Here is an 18245-nt window from a genome sequence, read left to right as displayed (position 1 = left end):
TTTTTTATTAGGAGCGGTATTCTCTGTTACATATTGGACATTGTAAGGAATATAAGGCTGGTTTCAAAGGAGGAAGCGAATGTCTAAACAAGGAAATTTTCAAAAATCAATGTCGCTGTTTGATCTGATTTTGATTGGGATGGGAGCCATCTTTGGATCAGCGTGGCTGTTCGCTGTCAGTAATGTCGCTTCAAAAGCAGGGCCCTCCGGCGCTTTTTCCTGGATCCTCGGAGGAGCCATTATTTTGTTAATCGGGCTCGTATATGCAGAGCTCGGAGCCGCTCTGCCCCGTACCGGAGGCATCATTCGATACCCCGTTTATTCACATGGCCACCTTGTCGGCTACTTAATTTCGTTTGTCACGATTGTCGCTTATACAAGCTTGATTTCAATTGAAGTGACAGCTGTGCGCCAGTATGTGGCCTATTGGTTTCCCGGCCTGACCATTAAAGGGTCTGATTCGCCGACCATTTCCGGCTGGATCTTGCAATTTGCCCTATTATGCTTGTTTTTCCTGCTGAATTATTGGAGCGTCAAAACCTTCGCTAAGGCGAATTTCATCATATCGATTTTTAAATATATTGTGCCGATTACCATCATTATTGTGCTGATCTTTCATTTTCAGCCGGAGAATTTATCCGTTCAAGGATTTGCACCGTTTGGATTTACAGGTATTCAGGCTGCCATCTCGACAGGCGGCGTCATGTTTGCGTATCTCGGCCTGCACCCGATTGTATCTGTAGCAGGTGAAGTCCAAAATCCAAAACGCAATATCCCGATCGCTTTAATCATTTGCATCATCGTTTCAACCATCATTTATACTGTTTTGCAGGTCACCTTTATTGGTGCAATCCCGACAGAAACACTGAAACATGGCTGGCCGGCAATTGGCCGGGAGTTCTCATTGCCGTTTAAGGATATTGCGGTCATGCTCGGGTTAGGCTGGCTTGCAACGCTTGTCATTTTAGACGCCATTCTGTCTCCCGGAGGAAACGGGAATATCTTTATGAATACGACATCCCGCCTTGTTTACGCCTGGGCGCGTAACGGCACATTATTTGGCATATTCTCAAAGGTCAATAAAGATACGGGGACACCCCGCGCTTCGCTTTGGCTTTCGTTTGCCCTGTCCATTTTCTGGACACTTCCCTTTCCTTCGTGGAATGCGCTCGTCAATGTCTGTTCAGTCGCGCTCATTCTTTCATATGCGATTGCACCCATTTCTTCAGCTGCGCTGAGGGTCAACGCGAAGGACTTAAACAGGCCGTTTTATTTAAAAGGAATGAGTATTATCGGGCCGCTTTCCTTTATATTTACAGCGTTTATCGTGTACTGGTCAGGATGGAAAACAGTCTCCTGGCTGCTCGGTTCACAGCTCGTGATGTTTTTGATCTATCTCTGTTTCAGCAAATATACGCCTAAAGAAGATGTCAGCCTCGCTCAGCAGCTGAAATCAGCCTGGTGGCTTATCGGGTTTTATATTATGATGCTGATCTTTTCCTACATCGGTTCTTTCGGACATGGTTTAGGGATTATCAGCAATCCCGTCGACCTCATTTTAGTCGCGATCGGCTCACTTGCGATTTATTACTGGGCAAAGTATACCGGGCTCCCAAAAGCCGCCATTGATTACGATAAATAAAGAAGCAACAGGTTTTCTTGCTTCTTTATTCTTTACAAACATACATTCACGCGATAAAATGAATGATAGTCAGTCATTATTGGAGGTGTTCCTCATGCCAAAACAAACATCGGGCAAATATGAAAAAATTCTGCAGGCTGCCATAGAAGTGATTTCTGAAAAAGGCCTCGACAAAGCTTCTATTTCTGATATTGTCAAAAAGGCCGGCACTGCCCAAGGAACATTCTATTTGTATTTTTCATCTAAAAATGCCCTCATACCGGCCATTGCAGAAAATCTTCTCACCCATACACTTGATCAAATCAAAGGTAGGCTGCATGGGGACGAAGATTTTTGGACCGTTTTAGATATATTAATTGATGAGACATTTCTCATTACAGAACGCCATAAGGATATTATTGTCCTCTGTTATTCCGGGCTTGCGATCGACCACTCCATGGAAAAATGGGAGACGATCTATCAGCCTTATTATTCCTGGCTTGAACAAATCATCAACAAGGCCATTGCAAACCATGAGGTAACGGAAGGCATCAATTCAAAATGGACGGCCAGAACGATTATCAACTTGGTCGAGAATACTGCGGAACGATTCTATATCGGATTTGAACAAGATGAAAATGTTGAAGTGTATAAAAAGGAAATTTTCACTTTCTTAAAACGGAGCTTAGGCACTGCTTAAAAAATGACTGGGTAACACCGCTCATTTTTTAATGCCCTAAAAATGACTGATGTTCATTCATAAAATAGAGAGGTGTTTCATTTGAATTGGGTTCTTGTTTTTATTGCAGGGCTTTTAGAGGTTGTTTGGGCCTCTTCCCTCAAACATGCCGATTCGCTTTTGGATTGGATCATCATTTTTATCTTAATCGCGGTCAGCTTTATCCTGTTGATCCGCTCTTATCAAAAAATCCCGATGGCCGCGGCGTACACTGTGTTTGTGGGAATCGGAACCGTCGGAACATATCTGACTGGAATTGTTCTGGGCGAATCCTTCTCAGCAGCCCAAATGTTCTTTTTAGCTTTATTGCTGGCTGGCATTTTAGGAATGAAATTATTTACGAAAGAAAGCAAATCTCAACCGGGAGGTGAACAATAATGGCATGGTTTTTATTAGTGATTGCCGGCATTGAAGAAATTATAGCTGCCATTGCCATGAAATATATTGATGGGACAAGAAAAAAATGGCCGATCATTGTGATGACGCTTGGATTCGGCTTATCCTTTTACTGCCTGTCCCAAGCGATGATCGTCCTGCCTGCCGGAGTCGCTTATGCCGTCTGGACCGGCATTGGCAGCATTGGCGTTTCGGCGGTCGGGCTCATCTGGTTTAAGGAGCGGTTTCAGCTTTCACAGGTGATTTCACTTTGCCTTATCCTAGCCGGCGTCATCGGCCTGCGTCTTACGTCATCTTCATAAAATCAAGGCATATACAGCTGTATATGCCTTTGCCATTAAACTTCGTGATGTTTTTGAAGATGAAGCGGCGGCGGGATGAGCCAGCCTTTGTTTTTTAGCAGCCTTAAGTATTTTTCGCCGGTTGCCGCTTTCGACATATGAAATTGCCCAAACATCATGGCAATATCCTCACGAATCGATTGCCCCATCATTTTGCTGCATGTCACAAGACCTGCAGCATTTTGTGCTGCCGCGGAGGCCGCCACATCCGGATCGAGAAACCGTGCGCCAGGCGGAATATCGTTAAGATCTGCTGTCGGCGGTTCAGGAGAAGCCGGCGGCAGCGCCACCCCGTTTTCTTTCAGGATCGTGCTGACCTGTTTGATTTCATCTTGGCATTTCTCAATAGACTCACGAAGCAGCTTCTTCAGGTCGTCATCACCGACATGATTCAATAGCATCTGGTAATTGCCGACCATTTTAGTGCCCGCCATCACATCTACAAGCCGAATACCTCACCGTAATGCATCGGTTCATCCTGCGGATTCCCGCTTAAAATACCCATGTTCATCCTCCTCCCATATTCAATATTGCACATTTCATAACGTGCCCAAGCGGAGGAACATTTATGTTTCAGCGAAAAAGATTTATGAAATGAAACAAAACAAAAAAGACAAGAGTGGCAAGTTGCCAAACCCTTGTCTTTCCTGTTGTTCTATTGGACGCGCTCGGAGGGATTCGAACCCCCGACAGACGTGGTACCGGAAACCTATAACGATATTACATCCGATCGAGCACCCGTAACCTTTACGGACACTTAATGCGATTAACGGTCCCGAAATTAAGGACGCGGTCACCGCATGTACTTGTCCGTATTATATACCGTTAAATCTCCGCGCGTCAACACGTCAGCTACTAAAATAATCCTCGCGATCCACTTCGTACCCCATCGATTTGAGAGCCCGTTCTATCTTCGACCACGTCGAATGCTTCGGGACGTACTCGGTATCGTTACATAATTTCGAGACTGTCCCGCGACTAAGCTTCGCCTTTTCCTCGATTTCAATTTGCGTAATTCCTTCTCGATCAATCCACTTTCCGAACCTTGTCCGAGGCTTGCCGATATTGAAAAACGAAAACATGTCCGCACCCTCTCCCGTTTTTAAAAACAGCCTTGTCCATAACGTCATTTTTTATACCTCGCGAAAGAAAATGACATACTGGACAAACGACGCAGCGTAACGTTTACTACACAGCACCTACACGGTAGCTACACAGACGATTCCCTTACGCTTATAGTTAATCGACCGCACTTAAAACAAAACTCCGTAACGGTTACAACCGTGTTAACCTACCGCACTTTAGGCCGGATAAACGCCGGTATAAAAGGAATCGCAAAACTTGTTAAGGAGTGAGAGAGTTGAGTAAAACGAAACGAAAGAACGACCGAGGAACGCGAGCTTTTTCGTTTGTGCCGGGTTTAACATTAGAGGGATTTTTCGATATGACGCCGGAGGTCGTCGGCCTGTACGTTTTGGTTGGCGGAGCCGGGCTTGTTTGTATAGGTGCAGCTTGGCTAGAGGGGCGCTTGTTTGGCGGTAAATTCTCATACATTGCGGACGCGCTTAACGGCTTGCTTAAGATCGGCCTACCCGTTGGATATTTCGCTTTATTGATTCGGTTCTTCACCACGTTATAGGAGGCGATCACCTTGCCGAAAGTATTAGATATGCTCCGTTCTATGCACGCTAAAAATACGCTGAAATATGCTTTTAACGCTGCGAATCTGTATATCGGAAATCGGCTGTCTAACGGTAAGGAGGCGCGACGATATCCTAAGATTCATGACGTCACTATAAACGAACATTTCACGCGTTATGTCTTCACGCTACTCAACGGTATGGACCCGAAAGACGTCGCGAAAAAGGTGTACGTTTTTAAGCAAGTGTTCGGGGAAAGTATCGAGTTAAAAGGCGAGCTTAAGAAGTACGTATTAACGATATACAAACGTCCACAAGCCGGAGCCCTGCCGTATAGCTTCTCGAATATAGGGCCGGCTTTGGTCGGTAAAGGGCTGCCGATTGTTTGTGGAAGGGATATAAACGGAAATTGGATGGTTTACGACGCAATAACGGAACCTAACTGCCTTATATCCGGAGAGCCCGGCGCAGGGAAAAGTACGCAGCTCCGTAGTATTTTGACAACGCTCATCCAACACAAGACGTCCGACGAGCTTCACCTTTATTTAGGCGATCTGAAGATGAGTGAATTTCACTTATTCAAACGTGTCGGCCACGTAAAAAGCGTATGTGTATATCCGGAAGACCTCGCCGTTATGCTCTCCTTTCTTGCGATTGAATTAAAAAAGCGCAGCGAGACGTTAAACAAACATAGCGTTACGCATGTCGATAAATTACCGGCCGCGACTAAGCCGCCTTATATCCTGCTTTGTATCGATGAGATCGTTATGATAATGGACGATAAAGAAATGCGAAAGATCATCGTTCAGTTAGTATCGCTTGGGAGAGCGCTTGGTATTTACGTAATCTTAAGCTTGCAGCGACCTTCTCACGATATTCTCGATACAAAAATCCGCAGCTTATTAACAGTTCGGATGGGCTTTCGTACTACGGACGCATCTAACGCAAAAATTATCGGTACGCCCGGAAGTGAACAGATTAGCAAAACGACGCCCGGCCGATTCGTAATTAAACGCGATGAACTAACCGAACTGCAGGCGCCTTATTTATCGGAAGAGAATGCCGATAAGGTTCTCGACGCGTATCGGATCGATAACTGGAATAACCGTTTTGTTGACGGCCCGCCACCGCAACCACCGGCAGCCGAGCCGGAAACCTTAACGGAAAAGGACGTGTTTATCGATGGCCCTTACTAACCGAGATAAAGCGATCATTGCGGATCTTAATAAATTTCGCGTAATGGATCGCGATACGATTGCCGAATTACATTTCGGAAATTTACGCAGACCAAAATACGCAGCCAATAACGTTCTGCTGCGTTTACTTAGAGACGGACATATTCAGCGATCTACGGCGCGCCAGCCTTACGTTTACTTTGGCGGCGAAACGACGATGAAAAAGAACAGCGCCAAGATCGATCATTTTCTTGCGATAGGTAACGTTTATAAAGAGATGCGAGGGCAGGCGTTGGAGTCGTTCTTGGTGGAGCCGAAGTACGGCGAAAAGGGAACGGTCGAGCCGGATATATTTGCGTTATATCGGCGGACGCCTTTCTTTATCGAGGTGCAGCGGTCAGTTTATTCGGAAAAACAGATGCGCGAAAAGTTAGACCGGTACGAAGCGTTTTTCCAGTCGGGCATTATTGCGCTGGAACCGTGGCAGAATCCCGAGCGGATAATGTTTCCGCACGTATTGATTCTGTCGAATACGCGATACGGATTGCCTTCGTTTCCATTTAAGGTATTCCAGGCGCCGACCTTTACTGCGTTCATCCAGTCGATAACAAAGCCGAAAGAGAAACAATCATCTGCATAACAAAAAAATCGCCCCATCCGCGAAGGACAGGGCGCTACTATCTATTTTACAATTCCGCCGCGAGCTTTCATTAGGCGGATATCTTCTTGGATTTCTCGGATATGTTCGGATTCTGATTCCTTGTGTAATAGGATGCGGGACAACCCGAGCAGCATACTTCCGAAGAATGACGCCCCGAGTAATGACGCAGCAGCAAAGAACCAACGCAACGGGTGAGGATCGGCATACGTATAACCTTCCGACAATCCCGGCGTATACGCCTTTAATCCGAAGCCTAGTACAAAAAAAGAAATAACTCCTAACGCCAAAATAGCCAGTCCTACGTATTTAATGAAATTAACCATCTGCCTAACCTCCGTTATATGAGTTAGTAAAATTATACTACGGCGCCAAACTTATCCGCAATGAGTTTTTATGTACGCGAGCACCTACGTTATTATACGTAAGCACTCGCTAAAAGTTTCGTTATTTCGTTGTACCTTCGCGTTTGGCTCCGAGTTCAAAAAGACCTGTCGCAGCTAATCCCGCAAAGCCGCCGGCCCATAGCCGCAGCACCAAGTCGAGGTCAGTAAACGGATATGCTACCGCGCCCAATCCGATACCAATTACGAAGCTTATGGCCGGGATTACATTAGTTGGAAGCTTAACCGTTTTCTTAACGAGTTGAACAAGCGCCGTTAAAATAGGCGCCAGTACAGTCGCGAAAATTAAAACGTCTTGCATGTTATCGTCTCCCTTTTGGTTATTTTATTGTTGCGCCGGTTGATTTCGCAGCATAGATATTTACTTTTCCGAACTGATCCGTTTTGATCGTATAGACGTCCGTTTGTGGGTTCGCAAGGACTTCGTACTTCAGACCGCCAAATTTCTGAGGGCGCAAGTAGCCGCATTCATTTCCTTTAACCGGCGCTTTGTTAGTCGGATAGATACGCCAAGAATCGGCCGAAGCCGGAAGGTAGACGTATTTCTTACCGCCGGACGACGGCTTAGACGATCCGCCTTTAAGTTTGAGCACCTGGCCGACCGTAATTTTATTCGCGTTCTTGATGCCGTTGTACGATTGAAGCTTCGTTACACTTACGCCTGTTTTCTCCGCTATTTCGGAAAGTGTGTCGCCTTTCTTGACGGTATAAGTAGACCCGGAAGCTTTTGGCGCTGATTTCTTCGCGGATGAAGATGACGTTGATTTTCCGCCGAGCGCTTTAAGTTCCGCCGCGATTGCCGCCTTTACAGATTCCCAACGTCCTTCAGCGAGCACGCGATGCGGACAATATTTGCCGGACCAATCCTGGTGCTTTCGGACACGATCAACGCCCCAGCCGCGCTCTTTTAACAGTTGCGCAATAAACTTAATCGCCAGCTTTTCGGCCGCTTTGTACTTAGCGCCTCCTGATTTCGAATAACAAACCTCTACGCCGATAGACGTACGGTTTCCGGAATTTGATCCGCTACCGTCTCCGGTATGCCACGCGTTACGATCCGTCGGAATTCCTTGAACGACTTCCTTATCGTCCACCGCGAAATGGTAAGATACTTCGTTGTTGTTTCCGATCATATACCGAATCTCTGCGTCCGCTGATGCGTCGTTCGCCGTATTGTGGAACGTAATGTATTTCGCATCCATAGAATACGGACACTTAACGGAATACTTACTTGATGCGACGAGATTCTTACGTACTGAAATCGCCATTTTATCGTCTCCTTTCGAAATTAAAAAAGCCCGCCGGGACTCTCACCTGACGGGCGTATTGCGTTTATTTGGTTACTCTCTTCCGCGAAATTTTTCTTCTAGTCTATCGATCTTATCGATGATGACATCATACTTATCGCTAAACTTATCGAGTAGATCCTGCAGCCTTGATTCGCGTTCCCGGTTCGACTTCATGACGTAAATAAGAAGCCACGTAAAAAGGACCGCGAAGGGCCCTTGCGTTAAAAAATATTTAATTACGTCTAGTTCGCCCAATTATGGCGCCCTCCTTTCCGTTAATTAAGCAACATCTTCACTAGGCGGATTATCCGGATCGTAAGGATCTCCGGTAATCTCTTCATATTGTTCCGGTGTGATCCGTCCTACTGCGACGACGTCGTGGACCTGCTTTTTCGTCCAAAGGCCGTTCCCATAAAACCCTTTAATATACGTAAACCAATCGATTGCCATTTACGCTCCTCCTAACGCGATTAAGTAGTATAGATCCGCCACTTGTTTCTGAAGGACTTCGATTTCTGACGGTCCGGGGTCAGGCGGCTGTAAGCTGTCGATGTATTCTTGTGTAGCTGTTTCGCGCCATTCCGATTTGCCTTTATCGAACACCGGTTTATACATGCCGGCGCCGTCGGGATTAACAGGAGGGATATCTGTGTACCCTTCCGGAATCTCCTCGCCGTCATTGATAATCATATTTTCTGACGGCACATAATTCATTTTGTTGTCGTATTTGTATATTTGTTTCATTTGATAACGCCTCCTCTACAGCGCTTTAAACGCGAAATCAAATTTAATATAGTTCGGGTTACTGGATACGCTTTCTACGATGACTTCCCCAGTAGATTTGTATGCAATCCGAGCAACCTGTGCCGACCCTGACGCTATTTGTATACAACCCATAGATCGTGGCGGCCGCATGTTTTCAGGGAGTGTAAAAACAGTCGTTCCAACAACGCCTCCTTTTGCTTCCCCTCGCACCCATACTGTTTTCGACGCGTCAATTCCAAAAACTACATCTTCGCCGCCGTTGTAGTGAGACCAGCCGTTCTGCAAAGTCGCAACAACCCACGAAAAGTTAGATACGTAAGTCTTGGCGTCAGCAAGCGCCTTATCCGCTTTTTCTTGCGCGCCATTCGTTGTTTCTTTAGCGTTCCAAGCTGTTCGCTCATCAGCCGTGATATGCCGTGTAGTATCGTCGTCATGTGCCTTAAATTCTATCTTACTCGCCTGCTGCACGTCATCTACATTCGATAAGCCAATCTGCGCTTTTGTCACAGCGTGTGGGTTACTCGTGTCATTGACATGGTTATCAAACTCAGTTTTCTTCGCTTGTTTGACATTATCGACGTTAGCTAACCCCACCTGAGCTTTCGTTACCTTGTGAGGATTGTCCGTCTTAGCTGCGTGTTCGTCCGTATAAGCCTTCGCATTAGCTTCCGCTGCATCTGCCTTTTCTTGCGCTCCCTCTTTCGTTTCAATTCGGTCGAGATCAGAGAACTTCGCTTTTAATTCGTCGAGCATTGCTGTTTCTTCGTCATACATCGCTATGATTAACGCCTTTAATGATTCGAAATCATCGACGTAATATTCTGCGAGAGGTGCGATGTTTTGATCCGCAAGACTTTGCGATATTTCAAACCCGAATTTGTGAGCAGAGAGTGATTGCCCGTTCGTATATTTCAGAATGAGTTGACAGTTGAATTTGCCGTACATTTTGATTTCATCCTCATCTAAAACATACTCTGCGATACCTTTCAACGGATCAACTATCGTGACATCTCGTATTCTCTGCTTACCGCTGGACGGAACGAGGATTACTTTTCCGGTCACGGCTGATAGTGGCAATGGGATGCCGTCCTTGCGTAAATAAAATATCAACTTTGCCGTATTAATATCTTGCGTTGAAAATATAAAAGATGATTGGTAATTCCCTTCTGTTATTGCGTTTATATCGAACGCGTAAGAGCCGTTTTTATAAATAGCCAATATCCGTTACCTCCCTTTAAATAGTCGCCGCGTACATTAATTCAAATACCATTCAAAAACAATTGGGTACCAAGAATTCACATCAGGAGTAGGGTGTCTTGTGGATAATATTTTCACTTTCCCATTTGGTTGGATTTGACAAACAGCATTGTACCCTCCTGATGTTGGAATCGTAAAGGGCAACACTCTATCGGGCGACCACTCAGGATAGTAGCTTATATACTCTGTGTCCATAGTCGTTACGCCTTTTAGTTCGGCTTCTAGTCGTATTTTATTTCCTATTCTCCGTATTCTTGGTATGCGTTCTGGAACGTAGGCAGTCGCACCATTTAATAATTCTGTATCCATCCATCCCGTGTCTTTGCGAGATTGGTTTACGTTTACATCCAAGGAATATCCCAACATTCGATTATGCCGTACAAGAACAACGTCGGCGTTATTCACGACCTGAACTGCAACTAAATCTCCTTTGTACACACAGCACGATTCATTTTCAAAGTTATAGTTGTAAATATTCGGAATGAAGTCAGAAAACTTTTTATTGATCGCACTAGCGAGTGAGTCTTTTGTGTAAATATAGTAATTTAAAAGTTCTCCAGCTAGGTTGTACACAGATATAGCCGGCCTCCCATTACTTTTACCGTGTGACATGAATAGGAATCCATCATTTAGGGTTATACCTTGTACCTTCTCTAAGTTAGGAATATAGTCTACAGTAAAATCGGTGTATAGAACGGGATTCCCCATCTTTATCGATTCCCAAGTGTACACATAAGCATGAATGCTGGCTTGATTTACGGTTATCGAAGCAAAATAGTATTTGTTAGCCGCATATTTACTACTTACATTAGCTCTAATTAAATCCGAGAGTTCTCCTGTATCATAATTAAAAATATTATATCCAGACATTTTTGAAGCTTTAACGATAAAGCATAAGTTACCTTGGTCATTATAAAAAAATGACAGCCCCTCAGTATATGCGCCAGATTCTATAGGGATTGATTTTCTTTCTTTGAAACTACCTGTATCAAGATCGCGAATTTCAATTCTCAGTTCTGTTCCTTCATTTTCTTGGGAAGCAACATAGATTTCATTTGTCAGCTCGTTTATATTTGCAGATTGTGGCCAGAATAAAGCTTCTTCCCGCGCCTTAAATGTAGTCATCGCTTCAACATTATTCAAATAGCTTAAAGCATCCTGCGAATTGGTTATTAATTCAACCGTCTTGTACATTTCTGCTAGTTGGTTCTTATTTGCTTCCAGTTGAGTCTTAATTTCTCCCTTATCTGCATCTAATCTTTCTTTCAACACAGGATACACAAAACCATCATCGTCTACGCGCGCATCCACGACCTCTTTTACATTAGTACCGTCCGCTTCTAAGACCAGGTTGCGAATCCGCGCCTTTGCAATCTCGATCTCTTGCGAAACACTTAATCCGTCGCCATGTGCGATCTGTGAAGATTTATGCGCCGTTGAAGCTTTAGCATGAGCATTTAGCGCATTATATGAGCCGCGAATATCGTCTGCAATGTCCGATAGGTTTTGGTTATGGTTATTTCGAAAAGTCCGATCCCAAGTGATGCCGGCTTTTCTGTACGGGTATTTCGGCATTTTATTCCTCCTTTATTGAGTCTCTAACGCTGTTATTCTCTTATCTAACGAGGCCAACTGTTGCGGTAATGTAGACAGATCGATTACCGTCGAGCCGACCTTGATATTCTGTAGCTTCGAAAAATCGGCAGCACTTAACAACCCGTTCGAAGTGGCCGTCGCTAATGCGATTGATACTTGACCATCGGGCCCCATAACGATACTCGCTAACTTAACGTAGTCCGCGGCACTCATGAGTCCGTCCGTTGTGGCGTTCGCAACCGTGTATGTCGGAATTGATATTTTCGTTGGGTCGTAACCGTCTTCGAAAACCGCTTGCGATCCGATCGTTATATTTTCGCCGACTGCACTGCCCTTTAGCTTTCCGCTGGACGAGTCGATCATTTTCGAGATAGACTTTTGCGTTCGCAAGAGACTAGCAACCGTTTTCTTATAACTTGGTCGTAGTTTACCGAAAGTAAAGTTATCCGGCTTATGTGGATCGGAATAGCTCTCGACACTTACAACTCGGAGTTTGGTTTTTAAATCGAACGGCTCTAATATGCACCAAACATAATCGCCTTTCCGGATGTCCTGCATTCCTCGCGCTACGACTTCGGTGTACGTAAGATTAATCGTGATTTCGAGCTTATCGGTTAGCTCTTTTTCGAGCCGTTTTTCCAACTTCCCTTTATCACCCGAACCGTACGAGTCATCTATGATCGGGTTTGCGTGCTTAATACCGTAGACGGACGCAAGAGGGCTCGTGTATTCGGCTTCGACTGCGTATTTTCCGGTCTTGGAGTCTTTCTTTCCGAACCCGCGAATATAGGTTTTGATTGAAGACGTATCAAGTTCTTGCGATGGGTCTTTTACGTTTAACCGGTCGCGAATCACGTAGTCCGTATCTCTGGATATTTCCTTCGCGATATACACCTTTTTACCGACGATCTCGTATTCGCATGAATACTTATCTTTGATGTCGTTTAATAGACCGAGTGAATACCCGTTGCCAAATTCCTCGACTTCGAAAGAGTCGCTAAGGCCGGCGGGAGTGACATCGTAAGAGTACCCGGAGCCTTTTAGCGCAATATCAAGCATGTCTTCGATATATAGATTTTTCTTTTTTCCTGACGTCGTGTAAACATAATTATCTCCTAAATCCGCGTACGCACGATGTATTCCGTCAATATCGACCTGTAGGAATTTCCCGGCCGGCGTATACTTCGTTTTCTTAATTACGTACTCTTCATCCTCATAAAAAAGCGCCCCCTCATTTTGGATTAGAGGAAAGGCGTGGCCGTTTCGCGAGGTTTGAATAACTGTCGCGGATATAGTCTTTTCATTATCAATAGTGTCTTTCTTGGTGACGTTATAATCGGTCAGCCTTTCGAATTGCCCTGCGAGGCTTTTTACGAGTAATGTCATGCGTCCCACCTCCTTTATGCGAAATAATAAAACCGGAAATCAAACGTAATCTCGAAGTTGCCGGAGGTGCCGCCGAGTATAAATTCGTTCCAGCCAGGTGCAAGCGTTATAAGTCCGTGGTTTGTATTTCCGAATATGCTCGTACTTCCCTTTCGCGCTATAACGCCAGTTAATTTAATCGTATCGGACGCTGAAGATGTACCCGAGTACGTCCACTTATCTCCAGTTGTTTTGTTATATATCTCTAGTTTGTTAGACGCACCTTTGTACGAGATATTTAACGGCAGCTCTAGCGGGTCTATTCGAACCGTTCCCGCGTTGTAAATCTTGAACGTATTAGTGCTATGCTTGTATTTAAAGGTTTCCTCGGTAAGCCCTTCGCCAATTTGCCACATATCAGAATCGAAAGTAAATGCGCTTAAAGTTGTCGCAACCGATTCGCAATAGGTCGACGTACTTACAAACGTAAGAGTAAATTCGCCGGTGCTCCCCATTCTGTCCGGAGTAAAGGACGAATTTAATTCGACGCGCCAACGCTTTTTAGGAGTTGCTTCCGAGATTAAAAAATACTCGTCGTCTTTATATAACGCGTGAAAAAGCTCGGCTAGCAACAAGTGATAGTCCGTATTATCTGTACCAAAAAACACGCAATCAGCCGTTATAGTGCGATTCCCATACGTTTTCCCCATTCTAAGAGATCCGTTTCTTCCGGGGATTGTTTCGTATTCAATATCCGGATCAGGCGAGCTAATTCTAAAGCTTCGGACCAATACCGAAAGGTTTCGCGCCATATCTATAACGGTTCCGTTTTTGTATTGGATACGGAAGTTCCCGTCCGTGATCGGTACGTTAGCCGATGGATCGACTTTAATGTCGTTCGAATAAGCATCGACGTCTATTTCGATTTCTTCCGGAACTACAACCGACGGTAAAGGAGCCGGTGTCGGCGTAGTTGTAGGTTCGGATACCAATGTGTCATACTTCGTCAGACTATACGTTTCTATGATGTTATTAAGCTTAGTCGCGTATGAAGGATCGGTCGCATAACCGGCACTTACTAACGCTGCCGTCGCTTTTTTGTAGTTTGTTTCGCCGACGACCGCTTTATAATGATTCGGGTCCCAGCTCGTACCCTTTAAATAAAGATTTGCGAGGTCTTGGATTGACTCGGACCAAGACGGGTACTTCCGAAATTTGGCGTCGACTTGTACGTTCCGACCGTCGATAACTTCCCACGTTTTCATAATCACGTATTGGCCATTATATTCGCCCTTCATACCGAACAAGTTCTTGCCGTCAACTGCAAGGCCGCTATTTCCATACGCGCTTTCGAGACAGCCCTGCGCAATTATTAGACTCGCGAGTATCTTGTAGTTCTTATACATTTTCTGCGCATCCGGGGCGATTTTCTTAATGAAATCCGTATTACTCAATCGCTAGTACCTCCCATCTGTCAGAAGCGCCATATCGATATCGTCTTGCTGTGCGCGGCTAACATGCGGCGCAACTAATCGACCGACCGCTTCCGAATCCATTACGACAACCTGCCCGTTACTATCGCGTACTGCCTGCTCGATCGAAACTAGCGCGCGAAGTACATCGGCCGACACCGCTGGATTTCCGCTCATGGCTGCGGTGTGTCCCGCGTCGATCATTCGCATAAGGTTTGCTTGCTGTGCTTCGGTTAGCACCATTTCGTTACGAAGTGCGCGAATATCCACTTCGTGGCTCATAGGCCGATCTACGAATTTAGATGCGAGACCTCCGGTATGCAGTTTGTTAATTTGACCGACACCGACGATACCCCCGACGTGGTAAGTACCTTCGTTTCCTCTTCCGCGACTGACTGCCCGTTCTGTTTTCATCGAAACATCCGTCGTAATTGTCGTAATCCGTTTCGTAATATCTTTGCTTAGGGCGGCGTTCATTTGTTCGGCTGCTCCCGTGATCTCTTGGACGCGTCCTTTTGCGCTTTGTAGCTTAGCGATTTCACTATCGATTGCAGCTAATGATTTGCGATATTCTTGTTTTTTCTTGTCCGCTGCTGAAGTGTTATTTACGAGGTTCGCCCTGGCGTCTTTTAATCTTGCGATCTCACTATTAAGGACCTTTATGCCTTCGCCTTTCTTCGCGTTCAGTCCAACTTGACGAAGTTCGAGGTCGACCATTTTTTGCTTAACAGTGTCGAGTTTACCGATCTCTTCGTTAACCTTATTGAGTTCTGTGTTCTTTGCAGAAATCTTAGAAAGTGTTGTATCTAATTGGCCGCGAAGTGTTAATAAAGTACCTTTTTGAACGCCTAATACAGTTTCTAAAGACTCAACCTCTTTAGCGTTGCCGGCTAGTTTAGCTTCACGGAGCTTCTGCTCTGTGGCTTCGACGATCGCGACTTGGTTGGCGACCTCGCCCTCGCTCTTGCTCCGCTGTCTCGATAACTCGTTTATCTCGCTTTGTAGCTGTTTCTGTCTTTCTAAGTTCTTATCGTAGTTCTTTTCCGCGAGGTTCTTTTGCTTCTCTAACTCCAAACGCAGTTCTTCCGCTTTCTCTGCGTTCAATGCTTTAAGCGCATTTGTATTCTTAGCAACCGCGTTACCCTGACCGCTAATTGCGGCTTCGGTGTCCGGCGATTTCTTAATAACCTCGTCATTTAATTCGAGGAATCGTTTAAATTCGGCATTAGTAAGGCCGGACTTATCTTTCAGCCCTGCTTGTTCGTCTTTCAGTCGTGCAATGGCTTGCGGATCTGTTTCGCTCTTCAGACGGTCATTAATGTCGAGGTACCTCGCAAACTCGTCCGAAGTTAGTTTCGTCTTAGCTTGAAGCTTATCGAATTCGGTTATCAACCCGTTTAAGGAGTCGATTTCCTTTTGCTTGGCGTTCGCTGCTTCGAGGCTAACCGTATTCATCGAATCATAGCCCTCTTTGACGCCGACTAAAAGGCCACCAAGAATCGAAAGCCCTGTGATAACCCATCCGGTAGGGCCCATCGCAATAAATAGACCACGCATGGCTGTCGCAAGCTTAACGGCTGACGATGCGACCAACGCAATACCGGCGGCAGCGCCGACCATTTCAATACCGGTTTTCGTAACGCCTGGATTTAAGTTGCTGAATACGCGAACGACTGCGGTACCGCTGTCTACAATTTGACGGAATGCGGGTAAAAACTCATTTCCGATCTTGATGCCAAGCGTTTCCAATGCGCCTTTAAATTCCTCAAATGATCCTTTAAGGTTGTCGAGTTTCGTTTTCGCAACGTCTGCCGCAGCTACTTTAGACATCGCTTTCCACATTTCGTCTACACCCTTAGCGCCTTCTTTGTAGAGAATCGTCGCGCCACGTACTGCATCAGACCCGAAAAGCGTTTGTAACGTCCACTGGCGTTGTTCATCAGTCATGCCTTTCATCGACTGCTGTAAAATGCCTGCGATATCCGAAAGACTTTTAAGACTGCCAGCTTGGTCGAAGAATTTGTTAGTCCCATCTTCAGTCATTAATCCGAGATCAAAGAATAGTTCGGTTTGTGCTTTTGTGGTCGGCTGTAAATTCGCGAGCATCGTTTTAAGTGACGTTCCGGCATCGCTTCCTTTAATTCCGTTTTGTGCGAAAACTGCCAATGCCGTCGAAGTATCCTTAAACGACATACCGACTCCGGAAGCTACTGCAGATACTTGAGAAAGTCCGTACTTCAACTCGCCTACGTCCGTTGCTGAAGCGTTTGCCGCACCGGCCAAGATATTTGCCGCGTCTACAACTTCGATATTGTCGTCTTTAAACGCGTTTAAGGCTGTAGATGCGATTTCTGCCGCGTCAGCAAGTTCGATGTTCCCAGCCGCAGCTAAGTCCAGCGCACCGGACAGACCACCGTTAATAATGTCAGTTACGCTAACACCGGCTTTAACGAGCTCTTCTGTTGCCTTGGCCGTTTCTGTTGCGCTGAATGACGTTGTCTCTCCGAGCTTAATCGCTAGATCGGTCATCTTTTTCATTTCCGATTCTGACGCGCCCGATACGGCTTTTACTGCGCTCATCTGCTGCTCGAAATTGGCTGCCGCTGTTGCTGCCGCGCCTACTCCGGTCGCTACTGCGCCACCTACGGCAAGCGCCGCTTTTTGGACGAGGCCCATTTGACTCGAAAGACTCGCGGATGAACGACCCATCTGATCCATTTCTTGTCGTGCGCGATTGGCTCCGTTGCTAAACTCCTGTGAATCGAGTACCAACCGGGCGCGAATCTCTCCGACTGTTGCTCCTGCCATTTAGTTACCTCCCTCCCGTAAATGAACGTAATTGTTCAAATTTCTCCCGATCGAATCTATTTTCTGCGCGAATATCAGCGGTTTTCGTTAAGCCCTGAATAAGCGCCTTGTATTCTTCCTCATCGCTCGCCCTGCTGTTTGTCGCTAAGGCGATGCGTACTTCTTCAATCCGTTTTAATGCGTGTTTTTTGTTGTTAAGTCGCACGAACTTCGGTATATCTACCATGTAATACTCGTGCTCAATCTCGTGCTGAGTAACGCCAAGGTTAATCGCAGCTTCTATGAGATAATCGTCGATTGTGTACTTATCGCCTTCTTCTTTTACTTTTGAGGGCTCGGAAGAAGGCTTTTTAGGTTTTTTAATTGCGTATCTAATCGATTTTTCTTAATTGTTCGCACTAAATACTCCACAATTTCGTCTGTCCCAACTTCGTCTTTAAGATAATCCGCCTCTACGTCGCTAAGAGCTGCTACGAGATCGACTAGCTCATCTAATCCGATATCGATTGCGCTCATAAGGTAAGCATAAAAATCGCTTTTCTCCGCGGTTAACACTTGAAGAACCAAGCCTGGGATCTTATCTACTGTTCCGAATAGTTGCTTCCATTTAGCCGGCGTTAATTTCGGAATCTCGACCGTTTTTTCGCCGAGGCTCATTTTGTTATCCGTTTGGTCCATCGCTTTTTTAAGACCGAAAATACCCAATCAACTCGCTCCTT

21 protein-coding genes and 1 pseudogene are annotated in these 18245 nt (G+C 45.5%); 7 read left to right on the top strand and 15 right to left on the bottom strand.

The window, feature by feature from the left end:
- Positions 1 to 79: 79 nt before the first annotated feature.
- The 4 genes from aspP (at position 80) to PUN35_RS18720 (ending at position 3058) form a co-directional block, all read left to right on the top strand.
- Complete coding sequence (aspP, locus tag PUN35_RS18735) at positions 80 to 1642, top strand: aspartate/proton symporter AspP (protein WP_003228228.1); 1563 nt, start codon at positions 80 to 82, stop codon at positions 1640 to 1642.
- A 94-nt stretch (positions 1643 to 1736) separates the two neighbouring features.
- The gene (locus PUN35_RS18730; protein ID WP_003228226.1) at positions 1737 to 2321 is read left to right on the top strand and encodes a TetR/AcrR family transcriptional regulator; all 585 of its coding nucleotides are present in this window, start codon (positions 1737 to 1739) and stop codon (positions 2319 to 2321) included.
- An 81-nt stretch (positions 2322 to 2402) separates the two neighbouring features.
- A complete protein-coding gene (locus tag PUN35_RS18725) occupies positions 2403 to 2738 on the top strand; it encodes an SMR family transporter (protein ID WP_014480966.1) in 336 nt (111 codons plus the stop codon).
- Positions 2738 to 3058, top strand: coding sequence for a QacE family quaternary ammonium compound efflux SMR transporter (locus PUN35_RS18720; RefSeq protein WP_014480967.1), 321 nt, complete (start codon positions 2738 to 2740; stop codon positions 3056 to 3058). The genes PUN35_RS18725 and PUN35_RS18720 overlap by 1 nt, the downstream gene beginning before the upstream one ends.
- A 35-nt stretch (positions 3059 to 3093) precedes the next feature.
- On the opposite strand, the pseudogene PUN35_RS18715 reads toward PUN35_RS18720, so the two are convergent.
- Both PUN35_RS18715 and PUN35_RS18710 read right to left on the bottom strand, forming a co-directional pair.
- Positions 3094 to 3602, bottom strand: a pseudogene (locus PUN35_RS18715) (DUF3231 family protein).
- 343 nt (positions 3603 to 3945) lie between these two features.
- Positions 3946 to 4179, bottom strand: a complete 234-nt coding sequence (locus tag PUN35_RS18710; protein ID WP_033881229.1) for a helix-turn-helix domain-containing protein — start codon at positions 4177 to 4179, stop codon at positions 3946 to 3948.
- Between the two features lie 278 nt (positions 4180 to 4457).
- Between PUN35_RS18710 and PUN35_RS18705 the strand changes: the two genes are divergently transcribed.
- The 3 genes from PUN35_RS18705 to PUN35_RS18695 are packed head-to-tail and all read left to right on the top strand — an operon-like array spanning position 4458 to position 6552.
- On the top strand, positions 4458 to 4736 hold the full coding sequence (locus tag PUN35_RS18705; RefSeq protein WP_014480971.1) for a hypothetical protein: 279 nt from the start codon (positions 4458 to 4460) through the stop codon (positions 4734 to 4736).
- Positions 4737 to 4748: 12 nt separating this feature from the next.
- A complete protein-coding gene (locus PUN35_RS18700; RefSeq protein ID WP_014480972.1) occupies positions 4749 to 5933 on the top strand; it encodes an FtsK/SpoIIIE domain-containing protein in 1185 nt (394 codons plus the stop codon).
- Positions 5920 to 6552 carry a replication-relaxation family protein gene (locus tag PUN35_RS18695; protein ID WP_014480973.1) on the top strand — a complete coding sequence of 211 codons (633 nt, stop codon included), beginning with the start codon at positions 5920 to 5922 and terminating at the stop codon, positions 6550 to 6552. The genes PUN35_RS18700 and PUN35_RS18695 overlap by 14 nt, the downstream gene beginning before the upstream one ends.
- A gap of 41 nt (positions 6553 to 6593) precedes the next feature.
- Here the strand turns inward: PUN35_RS18695 and PUN35_RS18690 are convergent, their stop codons facing one another.
- The 13 genes from PUN35_RS18690 to PUN35_RS18630 all read right to left on the bottom strand — a co-directional run bounded on the left by PUN35_RS18690 (position 6594) and on the right by PUN35_RS18630 (position 18231).
- On the bottom strand, positions 6594 to 6896 hold the full coding sequence (locus tag PUN35_RS18690; protein WP_014480974.1) for a hypothetical protein: 303 nt from the start codon (positions 6894 to 6896) through the stop codon (positions 6594 to 6596).
- A 121-nt stretch (positions 6897 to 7017) separates the two neighbouring features.
- A complete protein-coding gene (locus tag PUN35_RS18685; RefSeq protein ID WP_014480975.1) occupies positions 7018 to 7275 on the bottom strand; it encodes a holin in 258 nt (85 codons plus the stop codon).
- Positions 7276 to 7294: 19 nt separating this feature from the next.
- Positions 7295 to 8242 carry an N-acetylmuramoyl-L-alanine amidase gene (locus PUN35_RS18680; protein ID WP_033881228.1) on the bottom strand — a complete coding sequence of 316 codons (948 nt, stop codon included), beginning with the start codon at positions 8240 to 8242 and terminating at the stop codon, positions 7295 to 7297.
- 72 nt (positions 8243 to 8314) lie between these two features.
- Entirely contained in the window at positions 8315 to 8518 is a 204-nt protein-coding gene (locus tag PUN35_RS18675; RefSeq protein WP_033881227.1) for a BhlA/UviB family holin-like peptide, read from the bottom strand.
- Positions 8519 to 8542: 24 nt separating this feature from the next.
- Entirely contained in the window at positions 8543 to 8713 is a 171-nt protein-coding gene (locus PUN35_RS18670; protein ID WP_014480977.1) for an XkdX family protein, read from the bottom strand.
- Positions 8714 to 9007: a hypothetical protein gene (locus PUN35_RS18665; RefSeq protein WP_014480978.1), complete on the bottom strand. Its 294-nt coding sequence runs from the start codon at positions 9005 to 9007 to the stop codon at positions 8714 to 8716.
- Positions 9008 to 9022: 15 nt separating this feature from the next.
- Positions 9023 to 10246: a BppU family phage baseplate upper protein gene (locus tag PUN35_RS18660; RefSeq protein WP_031600995.1), complete on the bottom strand. Its 1224-nt coding sequence runs from the start codon at positions 10244 to 10246 to the stop codon at positions 9023 to 9025.
- Positions 10247 to 10282: 36 nt separating this feature from the next.
- Positions 10283 to 11860 (bottom strand): hypothetical protein, encoded by a 1578-nt coding sequence (locus tag PUN35_RS18655; RefSeq protein ID WP_031600996.1) that lies wholly within the window; start codon positions 11858 to 11860, stop codon positions 10283 to 10285.
- A 12-nt stretch (positions 11861 to 11872) separates the two neighbouring features.
- A complete protein-coding gene (locus PUN35_RS18650) occupies positions 11873 to 13267 on the bottom strand; it encodes a phage tail protein (protein WP_031600997.1) in 1395 nt (464 codons plus the stop codon).
- Between the two features lie 14 nt (positions 13268 to 13281).
- Entirely contained in the window at positions 13282 to 14700 is a 1419-nt protein-coding gene (locus PUN35_RS18645) for a glucosaminidase domain-containing protein (RefSeq protein WP_033880944.1), read from the bottom strand.
- A gap of 3 nt (positions 14701 to 14703) precedes the next feature.
- Positions 14704 to 17526, bottom strand: coding sequence for a phage tail tape measure protein (locus PUN35_RS18640; RefSeq protein WP_080283095.1), 2823 nt, complete (start codon positions 17524 to 17526; stop codon positions 14704 to 14706).
- A 4-nt stretch (positions 17527 to 17530) separates the two neighbouring features.
- Positions 17531 to 17752 (bottom strand): hypothetical protein, encoded by a 222-nt coding sequence (locus tag PUN35_RS18635; RefSeq protein WP_033880947.1) that lies wholly within the window; start codon positions 17750 to 17752, stop codon positions 17531 to 17533.
- A gap of 95 nt (positions 17753 to 17847) precedes the next feature.
- Positions 17848 to 18231, bottom strand: coding sequence for a hypothetical protein (locus PUN35_RS18630; RefSeq protein WP_017695225.1), 384 nt, complete (start codon positions 18229 to 18231; stop codon positions 17848 to 17850).
- Positions 18232 to 18245 lie beyond the last annotated feature (14 nt).

Origin of the sequence: Bacillus sp. N3378-2at (assembly GCF_033412715.1) — a bacterium.
Taxonomy (GTDB): Bacteria; Bacillota; Bacilli; order Bacillales; family Bacillaceae; genus Bacillus; species Bacillus subtilis.
The sequence above is the reverse complement of the archived record's forward strand: the minus strand, read 5'-3'. Positions and strand labels throughout refer to the sequence as shown.

Coding starts and splice junctions, on each gene's coding strand:
- aspP (WP_003228228.1), top strand. CDS start 80: ATGTCTAAACAAGGAAATTTTCAAAAATCAATGTCGCTGTTTGATCTG.
- PUN35_RS18730 (WP_003228226.1), top strand. CDS start 1,737: ATGCCAAAACAAACATCGGGCAAATATGAAAAAATTCTGCAGGCTGCC.
- PUN35_RS18720 (WP_014480967.1), top strand. CDS start 2,738: ATGGCATGGTTTTTATTAGTGATTGCCGGCATTGAAGAAATTATAGCT.
- PUN35_RS18710 (WP_033881229.1), bottom strand. CDS start 4,179: ATGTTTTCGTTTTTCAATATCGGCAAGCCTCGGACAAGGTTCGGAAAG.
- PUN35_RS18695 (WP_014480973.1), top strand. CDS start 5,920: ATGGCCCTTACTAACCGAGATAAAGCGATCATTGCGGATCTTAATAAA.
- PUN35_RS18690 (WP_014480974.1), bottom strand. CDS start 6,896: ATGGTTAATTTCATTAAATACGTAGGACTGGCTATTTTGGCGTTAGGA.
- PUN35_RS18685 (WP_014480975.1), bottom strand. CDS start 7,275: ATGCAAGACGTTTTAATTTTCGCGACTGTACTGGCGCCTATTTTAACG.
- PUN35_RS18680 (WP_033881228.1), bottom strand. CDS start 8,242: ATGGCGATTTCAGTACGTAAGAATCTCGTCGCATCAAGTAAGTATTCC.
- PUN35_RS18670 (WP_014480977.1), bottom strand. CDS start 8,713: ATGGCAATCGATTGGTTTACGTATATTAAAGGGTTTTATGGGAACGGC.
- PUN35_RS18665 (WP_014480978.1), bottom strand. CDS start 9,007: ATGAAACAAATATACAAATACGACAACAAAATGAATTATGTGCCGTCA.
- PUN35_RS18655 (WP_031600996.1), bottom strand. CDS start 11,860: ATGCCGAAATACCCGTACAGAAAAGCCGGCATCACTTGGGATCGGACT.
- PUN35_RS18650 (WP_031600997.1), bottom strand. CDS start 13,267: ATGACATTACTCGTAAAAAGCCTCGCAGGGCAATTCGAAAGGCTGACC.
- PUN35_RS18640 (WP_080283095.1), bottom strand. CDS start 17,526: ATGGCAGGAGCAACAGTCGGAGAGATTCGCGCCCGGTTGGTACTCGAT.
- PUN35_RS18635 (WP_033880947.1), bottom strand. CDS start 17,752: ATGGTAGATATACCGAAGTTCGTGCGACTTAACAACAAAAAACACGCA.